Origin of the sequence: Peptoniphilus rhinitidis 1-13 (assembly GCF_000246925.1) — a bacterium.
GTDB lineage: Bacteria > Bacillota > Clostridia > Tissierellales > Peptoniphilaceae > Peptoniphilus_A > Peptoniphilus_A lacydonensis.
On sequence record NZ_BAEW01000003.1, the window covers coordinates 139,050 to 156,908 of the forward strand.

General features: G+C 31.5%; 19 protein-coding genes. 1 reads left to right on the forward strand and 18 read right to left on the reverse strand.

Features of this window, described 5'->3' with window-relative positions; genetic code table 11:
* Positions 1-6: 6 nt before the first annotated feature.
* From RH95_RS03585 to RH95_RS03595, 3 genes are read right to left on the reverse strand one after another with little or no spacing between them, the layout of a single operon-like run.
* On the reverse strand, positions 7-774 hold the full coding sequence (locus tag RH95_RS03585; RefSeq protein ID WP_010244489.1) for an electron transfer flavoprotein subunit beta/FixA family protein: 768 nt from the start codon (positions 772-774) through the stop codon (positions 7-9).
* Positions 775-777: 3 nt separating this feature from the next.
* The gene (locus tag RH95_RS03590; protein ID WP_010244491.1) at positions 778-1,914 is read right to left on the reverse strand and encodes an acyl-CoA dehydrogenase family protein; all 1,137 of its coding nucleotides are present in this window, start codon (positions 1,912-1,914) and stop codon (positions 778-780) included.
* A 15-nt stretch (positions 1,915-1,929) separates the two neighbouring features.
* Entirely contained in the window at positions 1,930-3,342 is a 1,413-nt protein-coding gene (locus RH95_RS03595; RefSeq protein ID WP_010244494.1) for a D-lactate dehydrogenase, read from the reverse strand.
* A gap of 219 nt (positions 3,343-3,561) precedes the next feature.
* Here RH95_RS03595 and RH95_RS03600 point away from each other — a divergent pair, with 219 nt between their 5' ends.
* Positions 3,562-4,962: a hypothetical protein gene (locus RH95_RS03600; RefSeq protein ID WP_235777709.1), complete on the forward strand. Its 1,401-nt coding sequence runs from the start codon at positions 3,562-3,564 to the stop codon at positions 4,960-4,962.
* 130 nt (positions 4,963-5,092) lie between these two features.
* On the opposite strand, the gene RH95_RS09325 is transcribed toward RH95_RS03600, so the two are convergent.
* The 15 genes from RH95_RS09325 to ftcD form a co-directional block, all read right to left on the reverse strand.
* Positions 5,093-5,239 carry a FeoB-associated Cys-rich membrane protein gene (locus RH95_RS09325; RefSeq protein ID WP_081497997.1) on the reverse strand — a complete coding sequence of 49 codons (147 nt, stop codon included), beginning with the start codon at positions 5,237-5,239 and terminating at the stop codon, positions 5,093-5,095.
* Positions 5,226-7,388 (reverse strand): ferrous iron transport protein B, encoded by a 2,163-nt coding sequence (gene feoB / locus RH95_RS03605; protein ID WP_010244499.1) that lies wholly within the window; start codon positions 7,386-7,388, stop codon positions 5,226-5,228. Before feoB ends, RH95_RS09325 begins: the two co-directional genes overlap by 14 nt.
* Positions 7,389-7,631 carry a FeoA family protein gene (locus RH95_RS03610; RefSeq protein ID WP_010244501.1) on the reverse strand — a complete coding sequence of 81 codons (243 nt, stop codon included), beginning with the start codon at positions 7,629-7,631 and terminating at the stop codon, positions 7,389-7,391.
* A 2-nt stretch (positions 7,632-7,633) separates the two neighbouring features.
* Complete coding sequence (locus RH95_RS03615; protein WP_010244502.1) at positions 7,634-7,864, reverse strand: FeoA family protein; 231 nt, start codon at positions 7,862-7,864, stop codon at positions 7,634-7,636.
* A gap of 254 nt (positions 7,865-8,118) precedes the next feature.
* Complete coding sequence (locus tag RH95_RS03620; RefSeq protein ID WP_010244504.1) at positions 8,119-8,325, reverse strand: hypothetical protein; 207 nt, start codon at positions 8,323-8,325, stop codon at positions 8,119-8,121.
* A complete protein-coding gene (locus tag RH95_RS03625) occupies positions 8,309-8,890 on the reverse strand; it encodes an NYN domain-containing protein (RefSeq protein ID WP_010244507.1) in 582 nt (193 codons plus the stop codon). The genes RH95_RS03620 and RH95_RS03625 overlap by 17 nt, the downstream gene beginning before the upstream one ends.
* Positions 8,891-8,898: 8 nt before the next feature.
* The gene (gene rlmB / locus RH95_RS03630) at positions 8,899-9,606 is read right to left on the reverse strand and encodes a 23S rRNA (guanosine(2251)-2'-O)-methyltransferase RlmB (RefSeq protein WP_010244510.1); all 708 of its coding nucleotides are present in this window, start codon (positions 9,604-9,606) and stop codon (positions 8,899-8,901) included.
* Positions 9,603-10,364, reverse strand: coding sequence for an FAD-dependent thymidylate synthase (gene thyX, locus RH95_RS03635; RefSeq protein WP_010244513.1), 762 nt, complete (start codon positions 10,362-10,364; stop codon positions 9,603-9,605). The genes rlmB and thyX overlap by 4 nt, the downstream gene beginning before the upstream one ends.
* Entirely contained in the window at positions 10,361-10,768 is a 408-nt protein-coding gene (locus tag RH95_RS03640; protein WP_010244514.1) for a Mini-ribonuclease 3, read from the reverse strand. The genes thyX and RH95_RS03640 overlap by 4 nt, the downstream gene beginning before the upstream one ends.
* The gene (gene cysS / locus RH95_RS03645) at positions 10,753-12,150 is read right to left on the reverse strand and encodes a cysteine--tRNA ligase (RefSeq protein ID WP_010244516.1); all 1,398 of its coding nucleotides are present in this window, start codon (positions 12,148-12,150) and stop codon (positions 10,753-10,755) included. Before cysS ends, RH95_RS03640 begins: the two co-directional genes overlap by 16 nt.
* 36 nt (positions 12,151-12,186) lie before the next feature.
* Positions 12,187-12,681 carry an NUDIX hydrolase gene (locus RH95_RS03650; RefSeq protein ID WP_010244519.1) on the reverse strand — a complete coding sequence of 165 codons (495 nt, stop codon included), beginning with the start codon at positions 12,679-12,681 and terminating at the stop codon, positions 12,187-12,189.
* Positions 12,682-13,256: 575 nt separating this feature from the next.
* A complete protein-coding gene (gene glmL, locus RH95_RS03655; RefSeq protein WP_010244522.1) occupies positions 13,257-14,600 on the reverse strand; it encodes a methylaspartate mutase accessory protein GlmL in 1,344 nt (447 codons plus the stop codon).
* A complete protein-coding gene (locus RH95_RS03660) occupies positions 14,597-15,223 on the reverse strand; it encodes a cyclodeaminase/cyclohydrolase family protein (protein WP_010244525.1) in 627 nt (208 codons plus the stop codon). The genes glmL and RH95_RS03660 overlap by 4 nt, the downstream gene beginning before the upstream one ends.
* Positions 15,224-15,231: 8 nt before the next feature.
* Positions 15,232-16,911 carry a formate--tetrahydrofolate ligase gene (locus tag RH95_RS03665; protein ID WP_010244528.1) on the reverse strand — a complete coding sequence of 560 codons (1,680 nt, stop codon included), beginning with the start codon at positions 16,909-16,911 and terminating at the stop codon, positions 15,232-15,234.
* A 5-nt stretch (positions 16,912-16,916) separates the two neighbouring features.
* Entirely contained in the window at positions 16,917-17,810 is an 894-nt protein-coding gene (ftcD, locus tag RH95_RS03670) for a glutamate formimidoyltransferase (protein WP_010244531.1), read from the reverse strand.
* Positions 17,811-17,859 lie beyond the last annotated feature (49 nt).

The window sequence follows — 17,859 nt, forward strand, 5'->3', positions numbered from 1 at the left end:
GACCTCCTATATAACCTTTTTTTCTTTCATTAATTCAATTGCTTTTTGAACACTTACTTCGGCATCTTCTTCGTTGATCTTAACTCCTGCTTGTCTTTTTTCAGGTTCAAAGTCTTTTAATTCTTCAAGAATCAATTCTGAGATGCTATCAACTTCTATATCGTCAATTTTTTGTCTTCTTGCAGCCATTTTACTCTTTATAGTAGGATATCTAGGTTCATAATTTGGCTTAGCAATTGTTAGCACAGATGGCATCTTTGTTTCAACTTCTCTATATCCACCATCAATTTCTTGTTTAGAAATTAGAGAATCCCCATCCTTTGTAATTTCAATTACAGATGTAACAACACCTTGACCTACTTTATTTGCAAAATAAACTCCAACTTGTGAAGCTTCTTTATCAGTAGTTTCTTTACCAAAACAAACTAAATCAAAAACGCCACATTCTTCTTCTAATTTTTTCTTTGCATCTATTAAAATATTTGTAATTGAATTTGTGTCTAAATTTTTATAATCATCGCACTTAATTAAATATGCTTTGTCAGCACCAACTGCTAAACAGTTTTTAAGTGAATTTTTGACACCTTCATCTCCAATAGAAACTACTACAACTTGCCCCTCTTCTTTTTCCTTTAATCTTACTGCCATTTCCAAGGAGTAAGTATCAAAAGCATTTACAATTGGCGTGATGTCTTCAGTAACAGCTCTGTCATTACTGACAGAAACTGATACTGAATCATCAGGCACTTCTTTAATACACACTAAAATATTCATCTATTAACCTCTCAATAAATTATTTGCAACAACAATTCTCAAAATCTCATTAGTACCTTCAAAAATTTGGAAAATTTTCGCATCTCTTAAAAGTTTTTCAACAGGATATTCTCTACTGTAACCATATCCACCAAAAAGTTGAATAGAATTTTCAGCGACTCTCATAGCAATATCTGATGCAAAGCATTTTGCAATTGCAGACTCTCTGTTGTAAGTTAATCCCATATCCATTCTTGTAAGAGCATTGCCAACCATTTGTCTTGCTACTTCTGTTTGAATATCCATATCTGCAAGTTTAAATTGTATTGCTTGATTTTCGTTTATTGATTTTCCAAATTGAACTCTCTCACTTGTATATTTTTTAGCTTCATCTATGCCCCTTTGAGCAATACCAACTGCAATACAACCCATCCAAGCCCTAGCTTGGTCAAGAGTTTTCATAGCAATTGAAAATCCCTTACCTTCTTCACCAATAAGGTTTTTAGCAGGAATCCTACAATCTTCAAGAACAACATCAGTAGTATTAGAAGTTCTAATACCCATCTTGTCTTCTTCTTTTCCTGCACTTAAACCCTTAGTTCCAGCTGGCACTAAGAACATAGACATTCCTTTAACGCCCTTTGATTTGTCAGTAAGAGCAGTTATGCAATAATATGATGCAACAGCTCCATTAGTAATAAAACACTTTCTTCCGTTTAATACATATTCGTCGCCATCTTTTACAGCAGTAGTTGTTCCTGAACTTGCGTCAGAACCTGCACCTGGCTCAGTAAGGCAAAACGCTCCAAGTCCACCTTCCATAGTAATGTCAGCAATGTATTCCTTTTGTTCTTCAGTTCCTGCAATAAGAACAGGTTTCATTCCTAGTCCTGACGCTGAAATAGTAGTTGCAAAACCAGCATCAGCCTTTGCCATTTCTTCAAATAAAGCAGCAATGTCAATTCTAGAAAGACCAGGTCCTCCCAATTCTTCAGGAACTTCTAGAGCAAAATATCCTTGCTCTTTTGCTTTTTCATAAAGCTCTTCTGGCCATTCACCAGTACGATCAGCTTCCTTTGCAACTTCTACTACTTCTTTTTCACAAAAATTCTTAACATCTAATAATAAATCTTGTGCCTCTTCTGAAATTAAATATGACATTTATATCCCCTTTTATTAAATAACTTTGTTTGGATTTAATATTAAGTTTGGATCAAATACTTTTTTAATACCTCTCATTAAATCAGTATTTACATCCCCTTCAAAAATCTTCAAAAATTCTTTTTTACCAAAACCAATACCATGTTCACCAGAAATTTGTCCACCAAATTCATAAGCTTTTCCATAAATATCTTTCATGAATTCTTCAACTTGTTTCATGAATTCATCTTTTTCCATATCATTTGAACAAGTGTAAATGTGTAAATTTCCATCACCTGCGTGACCAAAGCTCTTAACTTCAAATGAATAATTCTTTGCTTTTTCATTAACATATTGAACGTATTTAGCAATCATATTAATTGGAACAACAACGTCACATTCGTCAAGAAGCTTAGTTTGAGATTCAATTGCTTCAAGAAAAGATGATCTAGCAGCCCACGCTTCTTTAATCTTTTTTGGAGTATCAGCTACAAGAATGTCAATTGCTCCAGCTTCCATTAATACTTCAGCGGCTTCTTCAATAATATCATTAAGTTCATCTTCGTCATTACCATCAAAAGTTATTAATAAGTAAGCACCAATTTCAATTCCATCTAATTCTTTAGGAAAAGTAGATTTTCCAATGTAGATTTCAGACATATCAACAATTTCTTTTTCCATAAATTCGATAGCTTGTGGATTTAAGTGAGCTTTAAATAATTGTGGAACAGTTGAAATACAAGTGTCTAAATCTTCATATGGAACAATTAATGAAATAGTTTCTTTTGGAGCAGGAATAATTTTAAGAGTTAGTTCAGTAATAATTCCAAGAGTACCTTCAGACCCGATAATAAGATCCTTTAATGAATAACCTGTTGAAGTCTTAGAAACTGTTGCACCAAAATTAGTTATTTCTCCAGTAGGAAGAACAACTTCCATTGAACGCACATAATTTCTTGTAGTACCATATTTAACAGCTCTCATACCACCTGCATTAGTAGCAACATTTCCGCCAAGAGTAGCAAATTTTTCACCTGGATCTGGTGGATACATATATCCTTTTGCTAGACAGTCTTCAGCCAAATCATTAAGTAATACGCCTGGTTCTACCTTAACTACCATGTTTTCTTCATCATATTCTAGAATATTATTCATTGATTGCATATTAATCATAACGCCACCAAATCTAGAAACTCCAGCACCAGTAAGTCCTGTTCCAGCACCTCTTGGCACTACAGGAATCTTATTTTCATTACAAATTTTAACAATTTTGGAAATTTCTTTTGCATTTACTGCATCAACAACAAGTTCAGGTTGACCTTCGCCATATATAGGCATTTCATCGTGGAAAAAATCAATATTAATTTCTTCTCCAACATATACATTGCCACTGACAGAACTTTTGATTTCTTCAATAACTTTATCAGTTACAGTATTATAGTTTACCATTTTCTCCTCCAAATAATTTTTTATATATTAAAAATATACTCATATTTATTTTATTATATAATGGCATAGGCTTAATTTAATATTTTACTTCTTGAAACATGTTGCACTTTTAAGACATTATTTGACTTTTAGTCAATAAAACAATATAATGTACTTCATACTATATAAGAGGTGCTTCATATGTGGTCTTACAGACAAGTTTTTAAAACACTAACAGATATGACAAATACAAAACTCTCTACTATTGCCTATATTTTAGATTACGACATATCCTATATAAGCAAGTGGAATAGTGGCAAAAAACTTCCCTCTTATAAAAATATTTATATAATTAACGGAAAATTGGCCACTCTCTTCTCTAAAGCTTTAATAGAAGAAAATAAAATAAATGAATTCTTGCTTTTCTTTAACTTAAAGAGCTCTGAAATATTGAAAACAAACGAAGAAAGGGGTCTTGAGTTTTTAATTTATAAACTATTAAATGATTCTTACAATTACACAAATTCCGATGTTCCAGCAAAATATAGATCCAATACAAACTTTATTTTTAGGAATCATAACGCTGATGATGATATAAAGAAAATTTTCAAAAAAATAATATTTGAAAATAATGAATTAGACATTTGGGCAACCTTTGACATATATAGTCAATATGCAAATTTACTATTTAATATTACAAAAAAGGCAAAAAACAAAAAAATAAAATTGCATCTTCTCTGTGATAAAAAAAATTTACAAGATAAGAATATATTGAAAAGTATAACAGATAACTCCAATGTTGAGATAGAGCTATATGAGGATAGTAATGTAAATTACAATTATTTATTAGTAAAAGATAAAATGTATATAGTATTTAACAACGATGCCCAAAACTTAAATACTATAACTTACGGCAACGAATTAGACACCCTACTTGAATTTTCATCTTATATCGACAATCTATTTAATGAGTTAAATAAAATTATAACAATATCATCACCAGAAGAAATTGCAAAGACAAATTACAGAAAATACTTTTATTCAGATAATGAATTTCTATTTCTGTCAAATTATGGCTTCGAATTTTTACTGCCAAATTATATAATAGATAAAATCCTTAATTCTATCAGTGATAAATTTGAATACAAAAAATCTGAAATATTAAACATAAAGCTTATTTGGGATGAGTTATTTGCAGACTCAAATATAAACTTTCTGACAACAAAGACAAGCCTATTAAATTATTTCGAAACGGGTGATATGCTTTACTGTTCCACAAAAGCAAAGTTAAGTTACAAAGACCGAGAAGCACACTTTAAAAATATAATTAATGTAATGAAAAATAATAAAAAAATAAATTTTTACATTATAAATGACAATAGGTTTATTTCTTCTCTTGGTCTAGATCAATTTAATTTTTTTATAAGTGAAAATAATATGTTTTTCAAAAAAATATTATCAGAAGACTCAAACACCCCTACATCCATAGTATCAGATACAAAAATACACAACAATATGTGCCAAGCATTAGAAGAAATAATGAGAAGTCCATATAGTAAAAAATATAGTGTAGAAGAATTGGAAAAGACTTTCTCAAAATATGCGGAAGTTTTTAAAAAAATATCAAATAATTCAAATTAACAGATGGTGATTATTTTTAGTTGTCATCTGTTTTTTATGGTTTTATTTCCATCACTTGCATAACTTCTTATTTAATCTAAATTAAAATAAAAAAGGAATACCTTAAAAAAAGCATTCCTAAAAATTTAATTTATTTTTCTATATTATGTGCAGCACATGAGCTATGACATGACTCACAACCACAACCGCAACTACCTTTTTTCTTTACTACTTTTCTTGTTGCAAAGAAAATTACAGTAATTATCACAAGAGCAACCACTATATTAATTGGACTCATATTTTATCACCTCATCTTTTTTGTTGTGATCAAAATCTTTATTTTTAAGTTTTGATCTATCTTTTCTAAATAAAAAGTATCCATAGATGAATAAAACTACTATTGCAATGGCTGTGCCTACATTAAATGCTCCACCTTCTATAACTCTTCCAAATTGATAAATCATAAATGCAATTGTATAAGAGAATAGAATTTGATATCCAATGGCAAATAAATACCACTTTCTTGATCCCATTTCTTCTTTTATCGCTCCTGTTGCTGCAAAACAAGGAACTGTAAGTTGATTAAAGAATACAAAGGCAAAAGCTGATGCCACTGTAAATTGTGAAGAAACTAATGCAACCATTGGTGCGTCTTCTGCTCCAACTTCTCCTATACCTGCAAGAACTCCATAAGTTCCTACTACAACTTCTTTTGCAACAAGTCCAAGTATCGTTGATACACTTGCAATCCAATTTCCAAATCCAAGAGGTTTAAAGATTGGAGCAATCACTTTTCCTGCTGCAGCAAGAACAGAATCAGATGGATCTCTATCAAAGTCCATAAATTCTCCTGTCACTGAAATATTTTTCAAGAACCAAATTGCAACAGTTGCGAGTAAAATTATCGTTCCCGCTTTTACAACGAAGGCTTTACATCTATGCCATGTTGCTTTTAAAACATTGTGTGCACTTGGCATGTGATATTCTGGAAGTTCCATTACAAATGGAGCAGGATCTCCTGAAAAATATTTTGTCTTTTTCAAAATAATTCCAGAAATTATTACTGCCATTATTCCACCAAAATACCAAATAGGAGCATACCACCAGCTTCCTCCCAAAAATGCCGCAAACATTGCAATTATATCAAGTTTTGCACCGCATGGCATAAAAGACGTAGTCATAATAGTCATTCTTCTGTCGTTGTCAGACTCAATTGTCCTCGTCGCCATTATAGCTGGGACTGAACAACCTGTACCCATTAAAATTGGAATAAAACTTTTCCCAGAAAGACCAAACCTCCTAAAAATTCTGTCGAGGATAAACGCAATTCTTGACATATAACCAACATCTTCCAAGATTGAAATAAATAAAAATAATACAGCAATTACTGGAAGAAAACCAAGAACTGCCCCCACACCACCAATAATTCCATCAACTAAAAGTGACGTCAAAAATTCTGATGTTCCAGCATTTTCTAGAAACCCTCTAAAATTTTCTCCAATAATTTCGCCAAAGAAAACATCATTTACCCAATCAGTTACAGGTCCTCCAACAACATTTATTGCAAGCATATATACCAAAGTAATTATTCCTACAAAAATTGGAATTGCCAAAAATCTATTTGTTACAAACCTATCTATTTTGTCAGACTTTGTCATTCCCTTTCTGCCCTTTTTGACAGCATCCTTTGTTATCTTTGATACGAAATTATATCTTCCATCAGTAATAATTCCTTCGCCATCATCATCAAACTTTTCTTCAGCTTCTTCAACAATTTCATCAAGCCTTTTAGTTTCATTTCCATAAAGGGGAAATTCATTTATTATTTTTTCATCTTGTTCAAAAAGTTTAACTGCAAGCCATCTCTTTGCAGGATTGTCTTTAATTACACTAAAATTTTCTATTTCTTCAATGTATTTTTCAATATCATCATCAAATTTTTGATAATGTGTTTCTTTTGACATAGCTACACTTTTTGCTACATCTATTAATTTATCAATATTTTCATTTTTAAGTGCAGAAATCTCTACAATCTTGCAACCCAAACTTTTTTCTAATTTTTTTATATCTATATAGTCATTATTCTTCTTGACTACATCCATCATATTAAGTGCAATTACAACAGGTATTCCCAATTCAACAAGTTGTGTTGCCAAAAATAAATTTCTTTCAATATTTGTCGCATCTACAACATCAATAATTGCATCTGGTTTTTCATTTACAAGATAATCTCTCGATACAACTTCTTCCAAAGTGTAAGGCGAAAGAGAATAAATTCCCGGCAAATCTGTGAAGTGAACTTCCTTATCTTTTTTATACTTGCCAGTTTTTTTCTCAACAGTTACGCCAGGCCAATTGCCCACATATTGATTTGAACCAGTTAGTCCATTAAATAGTGTGGACTTTCCGCTGTTGGGATTGCCAGCAAGTGCGATAGTAATAGCCATTTAGCCCTCCTTTTTTTCTACTTCTTCAATTTCAATTAACTCTGCATCTTCACGTCTAATGCTTAATTCATAATTTCTAATATTTATTTGTACAGGATCACCAAGAGGTGCTACCTTTCTTATGTATATTTCAGAATTTTTCGTAATTCCCATATCCATTATTCTTCTCTTCAGTGGTCCTGAACCTTTAATTTTTTTGACAATGTAGTATTTTCCTACAGCTGCATCTCTTAAAGTTTGCAATTTTACATCTCCTCAACCATTATTTTTTTTGCAATGTCTTTTCCAATTGCAACTCTTGCACCTTTTATTGATACAATTAAATTCCCATCATTTTCATTTAAAACTTTTACTATTGCTCCTCTTACAAAACCAAGATTTGCAAGATGTGATTCTGTAACATTGCTATTTTTAAGACTTTTAACTCTTACAATTCTAAAGTCTACATTTAAAGGAGCCATCACCAAGCTTAACATTTTTACACCAACTTCTAACTTTTTATAGAAAACTAAATTCAAAGAAATCTTACAATACTTGAATTCGATTATCAATTTCGTATTTAATTATAACATATATAAATGAAAATTAAAATCAATTTGGTGAATTTTTTTATCTTCGTCTTTAATTTTCATAAAAACTAGTTGTAAAATTAAATAGTGCACAAATAAAAAATCTGCCCAAAGGACAGATCAAATACAGTTATTGAATTTTTACAAAAACTTCTCAAAAATTAAAAAATATATTTAAATAAAATAGAAAACAAAATTATCCCAATCACAACAAACCCAAAAACGACTCCTTTTTCTCTCACAGAAAGAGAATTGTCTTCAAAAGAATTATTTTCAATTATCCTTTTGTCGTCTTCAGTATATTCTTCTTCAGCACTTGAAATAGAAGAATATTCAAAATTTTTATTTTTATTATTTTCTCTTGTCATTTTTCTTCCCCTTTATCTTTTTATTTTCTCTCTCCATTAAATTTCTCTTCAAAATTTTAAGGGCCTCTATGTCACTTTCTTGAAAGGCAGAAACTTTTTCTTCCTTTAATTTTTTAGCAACTTTAGAAATTTTTTCCTTAGAATTTTCTACTTCAGCTTCAAGTTCTCTTGCAGAAATTCTAGTACCACCACGAGATAAAATAATTTGCTGTTCAACATTGTCGCTTGTTGCAACTCTCACATTTGTGAGCTTTCCTATTTCATCAAGTTGCCTTTCAATATAGTGGTCAGCCGTTTCAAATTCCTTTGTAAAAACTATATCAATCCCATCTTTGATATAAATTTTTCCACCAGATTTTTTCACCAAATAGGCATCAAAGACAAGTATTATATGCTCCCTCGTGCTGTGTGAAAACTCAATCATAATATCAATTAATTCATTTCTAGCATCTTCAAGAGATATATTTTTTAGATCTATTAAGTTTTGCCACGAATTTATAATATTGTATCCATCGACAAAGAGATAGTTTTCATCTCTTTTATACCTACTAATGTATTTCTTCATTTTATTTTTTATCTAAAAATTTCATACATTATAATTGCAGCAGCAACTGAAGCATTTAGAGAGTCAAAATCTGAAAAATTTGGAATAGTAATAATTTTATCAGAATTCTTCAAGAGATTTTTAGAAACTCCCTTACCTTCATTTCCAATAATTATCCCAGCTTTTCCAGAAAAATCACAATTCCTTATGTCTTCTCCATTAAGATCTGCGGCATAAATCCAAAACCCAGCATCCTTTAATCTTTCCAAAGTTTGAGAAATATTGGTAACTTTACAAACATCAATATCATAAATCGCCCCAGCAGATGATTTCACTACTGTGTCATTGACAGTTGAAGCCCTTCTATTTGGAAAAATAATTGCATCTACACCAAAAAAGTTAGAACTTCTTGCAATTGCCCCAAAATTGTGAGGATCTTCAATTTTATCTAAGATAAAAATTTTAGCATCAGATTTATTTTCTAATTTGTTTATTAAATCTTCAAGTTCAATATATTTAAAATCACTTACAAGAGCCACAACTGCTTGATGATTTTTCGTCCCAGCAAGTTCTTCCAATTTTTCTATATCACTTGTAACTGTGGGAACCTTCAAATCCCTTGCCATTCCAATTATTTTTTTTATTGAACCTGTTGCATTTTTCCCAACATAAATTTTTTCTACTTCTTCATTTTTTAGAGCCTCAATAACTGGCCCTCTTCCATATATATATTTCATTTTAAATTCTTAAACTTCTCTCTAATTTCTTTTGCTTTGCCGCAAGTCATATTGCCTTCTGGACATGGACCTGTAACACAAGCTGGGCCTTCATCTCTAAATAAAAGTGGGGCAACCTCTTTTACTTCTCTTAACATTTCTGTTGCAAGCTCTCTAATCTCCCACTGTGCTCTCTCGCAACATCTTACTGTAAAGAAATGTTGTAGAGTCCTAACATTCATTGTAACAACAATTTTTGTTTCACAAGCATTTGGAAAAACATATCTTGCATCTTCAATGGACATTTTTTCAACAGATTTTTTTGCCTTTTTTTCATCCATTCCATTTTCAATAAGGGGTTTTGCATTCTCATTTACAAGAATTTCTACTAATTTATCGTAATCCTCTTGATCCCTTTTCATTGCCTCTACAAAAACTTTCTTTGCCTCTTCATTTTTTTCTATTTGAGGCGGAATAATGTATTCAAAACTATCAAGCTTTACATATCTCTGTGACTGTTGCGAATATGATGCAATTCTATGCCTTACAAGCTGATGTGTAAGTGTCCTAGACACCCCTTCTATTGCAAAGGTAAAACTGACATGTTCCAATGGAGATACATGCGAAAAAGACATAAGTCTATTTAAAAATTTTTCCGTAGATTCCTCTGTCAAATTTTCAGTGATTTCCTCCACTCCAACTCTTGAATAGCAAAGTTTTGCAGCAGATGCAATGGTCTTCTCTGGTTCCATTGTATGTGAAATAATTTTTACCTTCATTTAATCATCTCCCTAAATAACTCTCGTATTCTATCATATCTTTTTAAAAGATAGAGATAACCAAAAAGTGCTTCTACTCCTGTGGCTATTCTGTAATCAATTGGATCTGCATTTTTAGGAACAGTGTGCGATTTGGCATTCCTTCCTCTTTTGAAAATTCTCATCTCATCTTCTGTAAGCATATCCTCTATCTTTTCAAAAAGATCCCTTTGTCCTTTTGCACGCACAAACTTTATGCTCTCTCTGTGAAGTTTATTTGGATTTTTCCTCAAATCCAAAATTTTACTTCTAACCAAAATTTCATAACAAGCATCACCAATATATGCCAGTGCTAAAGGACTAAGTTCTCTTATTTCGCTCTCTTTATAATTTTTAACTTCTAAAAAGTTTAGATTCTCTTCCAAGTTGTCCCACTTCTCGTATCTTCTATTTCAATTCCCATTTCTTTTAAATTATCTCTAATTTCATCAGCTCTCGCAAAATCCTTATTCTTTCTTGCATCATTTCTCTCTTTGATAAGCTTGTCAATATCATGAGAAAGCTCTTCTCTGTCATTTTCCATTATCCCAAGAACTCTCGTAAGCTTCTTTAAAAGTTCTAAAGTATTATTTAACATTTCCTTTGAATTATTTTCATCAAGATTTAAATTAATATCCTTTATTAAATCAAAAATTGCAGTTATAGCATCGGCAGTATTCAAATCATCTTCCATGGCATTTTCAAATTTTTCTATATGCTTGTCAAAAGAATTGTATAAATTTTTTTCTTCATCAGAAATTTTTTCAACACTTGATTTTTCTATTGCATCTTCAAGTTTATACTTTGCATTGTAAAGTCTTTTGCTAGCATTTTTTGTCTGCTCCATGACTTCCCTTGAAAAATTAATTGGAGAACGATATTGAGTTGTTAAAAGGAAAAATCTCAGCACTTCAAGGTCAAACTCATCTGCGATTTCTCTTACAGTAAAGAAATTCCCCTTAGATTTACTCATCTTTTCGTTGTCTACAGTTATCATGCCATTGTGTAGCCAATAATTTGCAAAAGGAACTCCATTGCAAGTTTCAGATTGAGCAATTTCATTTTCATGATGAGGAAACTGCAAATCTTCTCCACCAGTATGAATGTCAATATTATCTCCAATAAGTGTCTTTGCCATTACAGAACATTCTATGTGCCATCCAGGTCTGCCTTCGCCCCAAGGTGCACTCCAGAAAGGTTCTCCTTCTTTTTTATTTTTCCAAAGAGCAAAGTCTTGGGGATTCTTCTTGTTGTCATTTATGTCAACTCTGTGTCCGGAAATTAAATCTTCTAAATTTTTCTTGGAGAGCTTGCCATAATCCTTTGCATAACTTATATCAAAATAAACATCTCCATTTGAAACATAAGCCGCTCCCTTATCTATTAAAGTTCCTACAAAAGAAATTATTTCACCAATATGTTCTGTTGCCCTTGGGTTCAAAGTTTCATAATCATATAGATGAAGTCCATTTGCATCTTTTTTAAATTCTTTAATATATCTTTCTGCAATATCAGAAACCTTAACACCTTCATCATTTGCCTTGTTAATCATTTTGTCATCAATATCAGTAAAATTAACAACAAATTTTACTTTTATGCCTTTATATTCAAAATATCTTCTGAGAGTGTCAAATACAATAAGAGGTCTGGCATTTCCCACATGGATAAAATTGTATACAGTTGGCCCACAGTTGTAAATTCCAACCTCTCCCTCTTTAATTGGAACAAATTCTTCCTTCTTTCTACTTAGAGTATTGTATAATTTCATAAATCCTCCTATAAAAAAACGCCTCACTCGAGACGATTATTTAAAAATACTTTCGAAAAATTTTTCGTAGTAATCAAGTCCTATAAAAGTTTTGTCCTCCACCATTTTCTTTATCTTTTCTGGATCTGCAAGTGCCACATCCATAACTTCCTCTTCCTGCATAATTATATCCTTTAGAGAAATATTTTTTCGCACTAAAAAAATGTAAAATATTGTATTATTTTCAGTTATAATTCTTTTAAGAGAGAGTTCATCTTCTATTATATTAACACCAAGTTCCTCTCCAAATTCCCGAATCATACCTTCCTTTGGTGTTTCTCTTGATATTACAGACCCACCAGCAGAACAATACCACATACCTGCAAAAGACTTTTTATTGAGAGATCTTTTTTGAATAATAAAATTTCCATCATCTCTTAAAATCCATCCTTCAACAATGATGTGATAGTCACTTTTTTTAAGACGCTCTCCTTTTCTTATAACGCGTCTTTTCCACTTTCCTTTTTTATTATATACATCCCAATATTCCACGACAAAACTCCTCATCACTATTTTACACTATTTATAGAATTTTTAAAAGATTAAGACACTTTAAAAATAAAAAATGCTGCGAATAATATTTATTTTACATAAGTCTAAAAAAGAATACTTATACAAAGAAATTATTTTAAGAAATATTTTGTTAACTACTTTAATTATATCCCTAGTGATAGATAAAACATACTTGACTATATTTTGCATGTTGTTAGGCATATTATTTTTTCTATATGATGAGAATGTAAATAAGAAAGGAACTGAATATTTATATCTATTGTCTTTAATTATATTAACACCCTTGATATCCTTAATTCTTGATTCATATTATCCTGAAACTGCAAATTTATTTTCTCCTAGGATTTCTCTATATTTAATACTTTTAATTAGTATTCTAATTTTTATACTAAATATATATTATTTTAAAAAAACAGAATTTTGTTCCAAAAATAAATTGTATTTGTTCATACTTTTACAATTAATTGTATATGTAGAATATTTTTACTTAATCTACTTTTTTATATTAAAATAAAGCTTAAAAAAAGAAGTTGCCACAAATGACAACTTCTTTTTTATAATTCTTTTAAATATTTATTTAATAATTCGTAGGAAGCTTTTTCGTCAACAGTACTTATAAGACCTGCCGATGATAAAATATATTTCTCGTCCAAATAATATTTTATATCTTCATTTATTAAATATTTATCATCTAAATCTCCTATCGCAGATAGAATTTTTTTAGGATCATCTGAATTTATTAGTGACCCACCTGTTCCGATAAACATTTCTGCTGGCCTCAAATCTTTTCCATACTGCTTATAAATAGTTCTTGTAGGTGTTTCAATTTTTTTTATATGACCGATGTGCCTCTCAAGAGATGTCTTTGTTGCAATATAACAAAGTGCATTGTCAAAAAATAAATCTTCATCATTGTCTGGAACATAATCTGTATGGAAAAATCTATATTCCACCTTTTCTTTTGCATCATTTATTCCAAATTTCAGGAAAGGTTCATCTCCCACTGATTCATAAAGAGCCGTTGCAGAATATCTCATTCCCATATCACCTTCCACAGTTCTCTTTTCAAAGGGTTCATCAATTGGTGGCGATATTACATTTTCTTCTCCATAATAAGTTTTTCCAATTGAATGAATGTCAGTAGTCGCTCCTCCAATATCAACGGATAAAATTACTTTACCTAAATATTTTGCATAGACTGACATTGCCTTTTGAACAGCAATAGGTGTTGGAAGAAGTACTTCAAAATTCTCGCTCAATAAATCAATACCCTTGGCATGGGCAATTGTCTTTATAAAAATATTACCAATTGCATTTCTAAGTGGCTTATAATTTATTGTATTTGTAGTTGGCATTACATTTTCTGTAAATTCACATGGCACTCCTTTTTTATAAAAAATTTCTTTTATATATTTTTGAGTGTCAATATTTCCAGCAACAACTATGGGAATTTTTATACTTTCCTGTGCAAGTTTTTTGGCATTAAAGATTATATTTTCTCGATTTCCATGATCTGTTCCACCGCACAAAACAATAATGTCAGCACCAGAATTTTTTATTTCTTCTACGTCTTCTAAAGAAAGTTCATAAGAATAAACCTTTAAAATTCTGGCACCGCTAGACAGTGAAGCAAGTCTTGCGGCATTAGTTGTAAGATTTTTTGAAAAACCAATTGCCACAACTTTTAGTCCTCCTGATGCTGAAGAGCAACCTAAAATTTTATCATATTTGACATCAGTCTTTTTTGATAATTTTTCGTAAGCTTTGTTGAAGCCTTCTCTGACGTCAGTTTCCACAGTAGTGTAACTTGACGCACTGCCCAAAATTTCATTTTTTTCTGTATCCACTAAATTTAATTTTGTATAGGTTGATCCAACATCAACTAAAAGATATATCATGCTAATTTTTCATCTACTATTTTCATTATTTCTTCGTGATTTTTATCTACAATTTTTCTTACAGAATCCATTTTTTCTTCAAGTTCACGTCTATAATCTTGATTTTTAAGAGAATTTAAGTTGATGATTACATTTAAGAATGCTCCTTCAACTGCAGCTTTAATATTTAATAGAGCTACTGCAACATCAGTGATTGCATTAGAATTTCCTTTTTCTGCAAGTTCTCTTGCATAGTCGTAAAGTTCTGTAACTTTAGTTCCAAGTCCAAGAGGTACTTCAATTGCAGCTTTGTATCCTTCTTGAATCTTTTCTGATCTAAGTTCTTTTTCTTCGTCAGTTTCCTTAGGAAGTTTCATTGCATCCATAACTCCATTAAAAGAGTTTGCATCTCTATCTATTCCTTCAACAAATTCATCTTTGTATTTATTAAGTTCTGTTTGAAGTTCTTCCATTCTTTCAGAAACGTCCATATACTTTTTCTTTCCAACAGTTAATCCTGCAACCATTGCAAGAAGTGAAGCAGCCATTGATGCATTAAGTGCAGCAATGGATCCACCTCCTGGTGCTGGTGAATTTGATGCAGTTTCGTCTGCGAATTCAACTATATTTAAATCTTTAAGCATTTTTCCTCCTAGAATAATCCAGTGATAACTCCATCATTGTCAATATCCATCTTGTTGGCAGCTGGTACTTTTGGAAGTCCTGGCATTACCATGATATTAGATGTTTGAACAACGATAAATCCTGCTCCTGCAGAAACTCTTACATCTTGAATTTCAATGTCAAAATCAGTTGGTGCTCCCATTATATTCTTATCATCTGTAAATGAAAATTGAGTTTTTGCTACACAAATTGGAAGTTTGTCAAGTCCAAGTTCTTCAAGTTTTTTAACTTGTTTTTTAGCAGCAGTAGTAAATTTTGCTTGTCTACCTCTATAAATTTCAGTAACAATCTTATTTACTTTATCTGTTATGCTGTCATTTTCATCATAAAGATATTTAAAGTCTTTATTTCCTTCGTCGATTAGTTCAACAACTTGTTTAGCTAGGTCTTCTGCACCTTCGCCACCTTTTGCGAAACATTCACAAAGGGAAATTCTTACTCCAAGTTCTTTGCAAAGTTCTTTTAATTTTTCGATTTCAGCTTCAGAGTCTGTGTCAAATCTATTTATTGCAATAATAGGAGATACGCCGAACTTTTTAACATTTTCAACGTGACGTCTTAAATTTGCAAATCCTTTTTCAAGAGCTTCAATGTTTTCGCCTTTTAATTCTTTTTTGTCAACTCCACCATGCATTTTTAATGCTCTAATTGTTGCTACAATTACAACAGCATCTGGAGAAATTCCAGCTTTTCTACACTTGATATCCATGAATTTTTCTGCACCAAGGTCTGCACCGAAACCAGCTTCTGTAACAGCATAATCACTAGTCTTAAGTGCAAGTTTAGTAGCTAAAACTGAGTTACATCCATGAGCAATATTTGCGAAAGGTCCACCATGAATAAATGCTGGTGTATTTTCTAGAGTTTGTACCATATTTGGTTTTAACGCATCTTTAAGAAGCATTGCAACTGCACCTTGGATTTCAAGATCTGCAACAGTTACAGGTTCTCCATCAAGATTGTATGCAACAATCATCTTAGCAAGTCTATTTTTTAAGTCTTCGATATTTTCTGAAAGACAAAGAACTGCCATAATTTCTGATGCAACTGTAATCATAAAGTGGTCTTCTCTAGGGAATCCATCTGCTTTTTTACCAAGAGATATAACAACATTTCTAAGAGATCTGTCATTCATATCAATTACTCTTTTCCAAGTAATTTGTCTTGAATCAATTCTAAGAGCATTACCTTGGTGAATGTGATTGTCAATACAAGCTGAAATTAAGTTATTTGCAGCTGTCATTGCGTGTAAATCTCCCGTGAAGTGAAGATTGATATCTTCCATAGGAACTACTTGTGAGTATCCGCCACCTGCAGCTCCCCCTTTAACACCAAAAACTGGTCCAAGAGATGGTTCACGAAGTGCTACTGCAGATTTTTTACCAATTCTATTAAGTGCTTGAGAAAGTCCAATAGATACAGTTGATTTACCTTCTCCTGCTGGTGTTGGGCTGATTGCAGAAACTAAAATTAGTTTACCATTTTCATTATTTTCATCTATTTTTTTAATAGCTTCCCAAGAAATTTTTGTTTTATATTTACCGTATTGTTCAAGATCGTCTTTTTCAATTCCAATTTTAGCAGCAACTTCTTCAATAGGAAGCATAGTAGCTTCGTCAGCTATTTGTATATCTGTTTTAAATGCCATTTATATCACTCCTCAATTAATAATGTTTCAAGAACTTGTTCTTGCTTTAAACCATCAATTTGCATATAGTAAGCTGCTGAATCAACTAAAGCTTGTAATGGAAGAAGTCCAATAAGTTCAGTGTTAACAACAGTTACTCCATATCTCTTGGCTTCTGATTTTACCATTTCAAGAGCTTGATAGATTGCAGTCTTTTCGAAGTTAACAAGGTTCATAGATACTTGAGTTTGTCCTTTTTCTTCAAGTTCAAGCCCAATAGCCTTAACAAATCTTAATCCTCCACCAATGTGACGAACTGTTTTTGCAATTTTATCAGCAATTTCAAGATTTGGTGTATCTAAGTTTACATTAAATGCAACTAAGTGGAATCTTGCTGCAACAGCAGTAGCTCCAGATTTTTCATTCATTTCTTGTGGACCAAAGTCAGGTTTCCATTCATCTTCTTTAATTTTGTCAAAGAATCCTTCGTATTGTCCTTTTCTAACTTTTGCTAAGTTCTTTCTAGCAGGAGTTGAAGCTGCATCTTCATATAGATATACAGGTATTCCCATATCACCTATTGCTTTACCAACTCTTTTTGCATATTCAACACATTCTTCAGTAGTACATTCAGTTACTGGAACGAAAGGTACAACATCTACTGCTCCCATTCTTGGGTGAGCACCTTTGTGTTTAGACATATCAATTACTTCAGTTGCAACTTTTACAGATTCAAGAACTGCATCAATTACAGCTTCAGGTTCGCCAATTACTTCAACAACAAGTCTGTTATGATCAGCATCTGGTTGATAGTCAATTAATTTAATATTTTCTTTTGCTCTAAAACATTCAGTGATCTTTTCAACTTTCTTTAGGTCTCTACCTTCAGAATAGTTAGGAATACACATTACTCTTTTCAATTTATTTCCTCCCGTCGAATATTTAATACTTTTTACTAATTCTTACAAT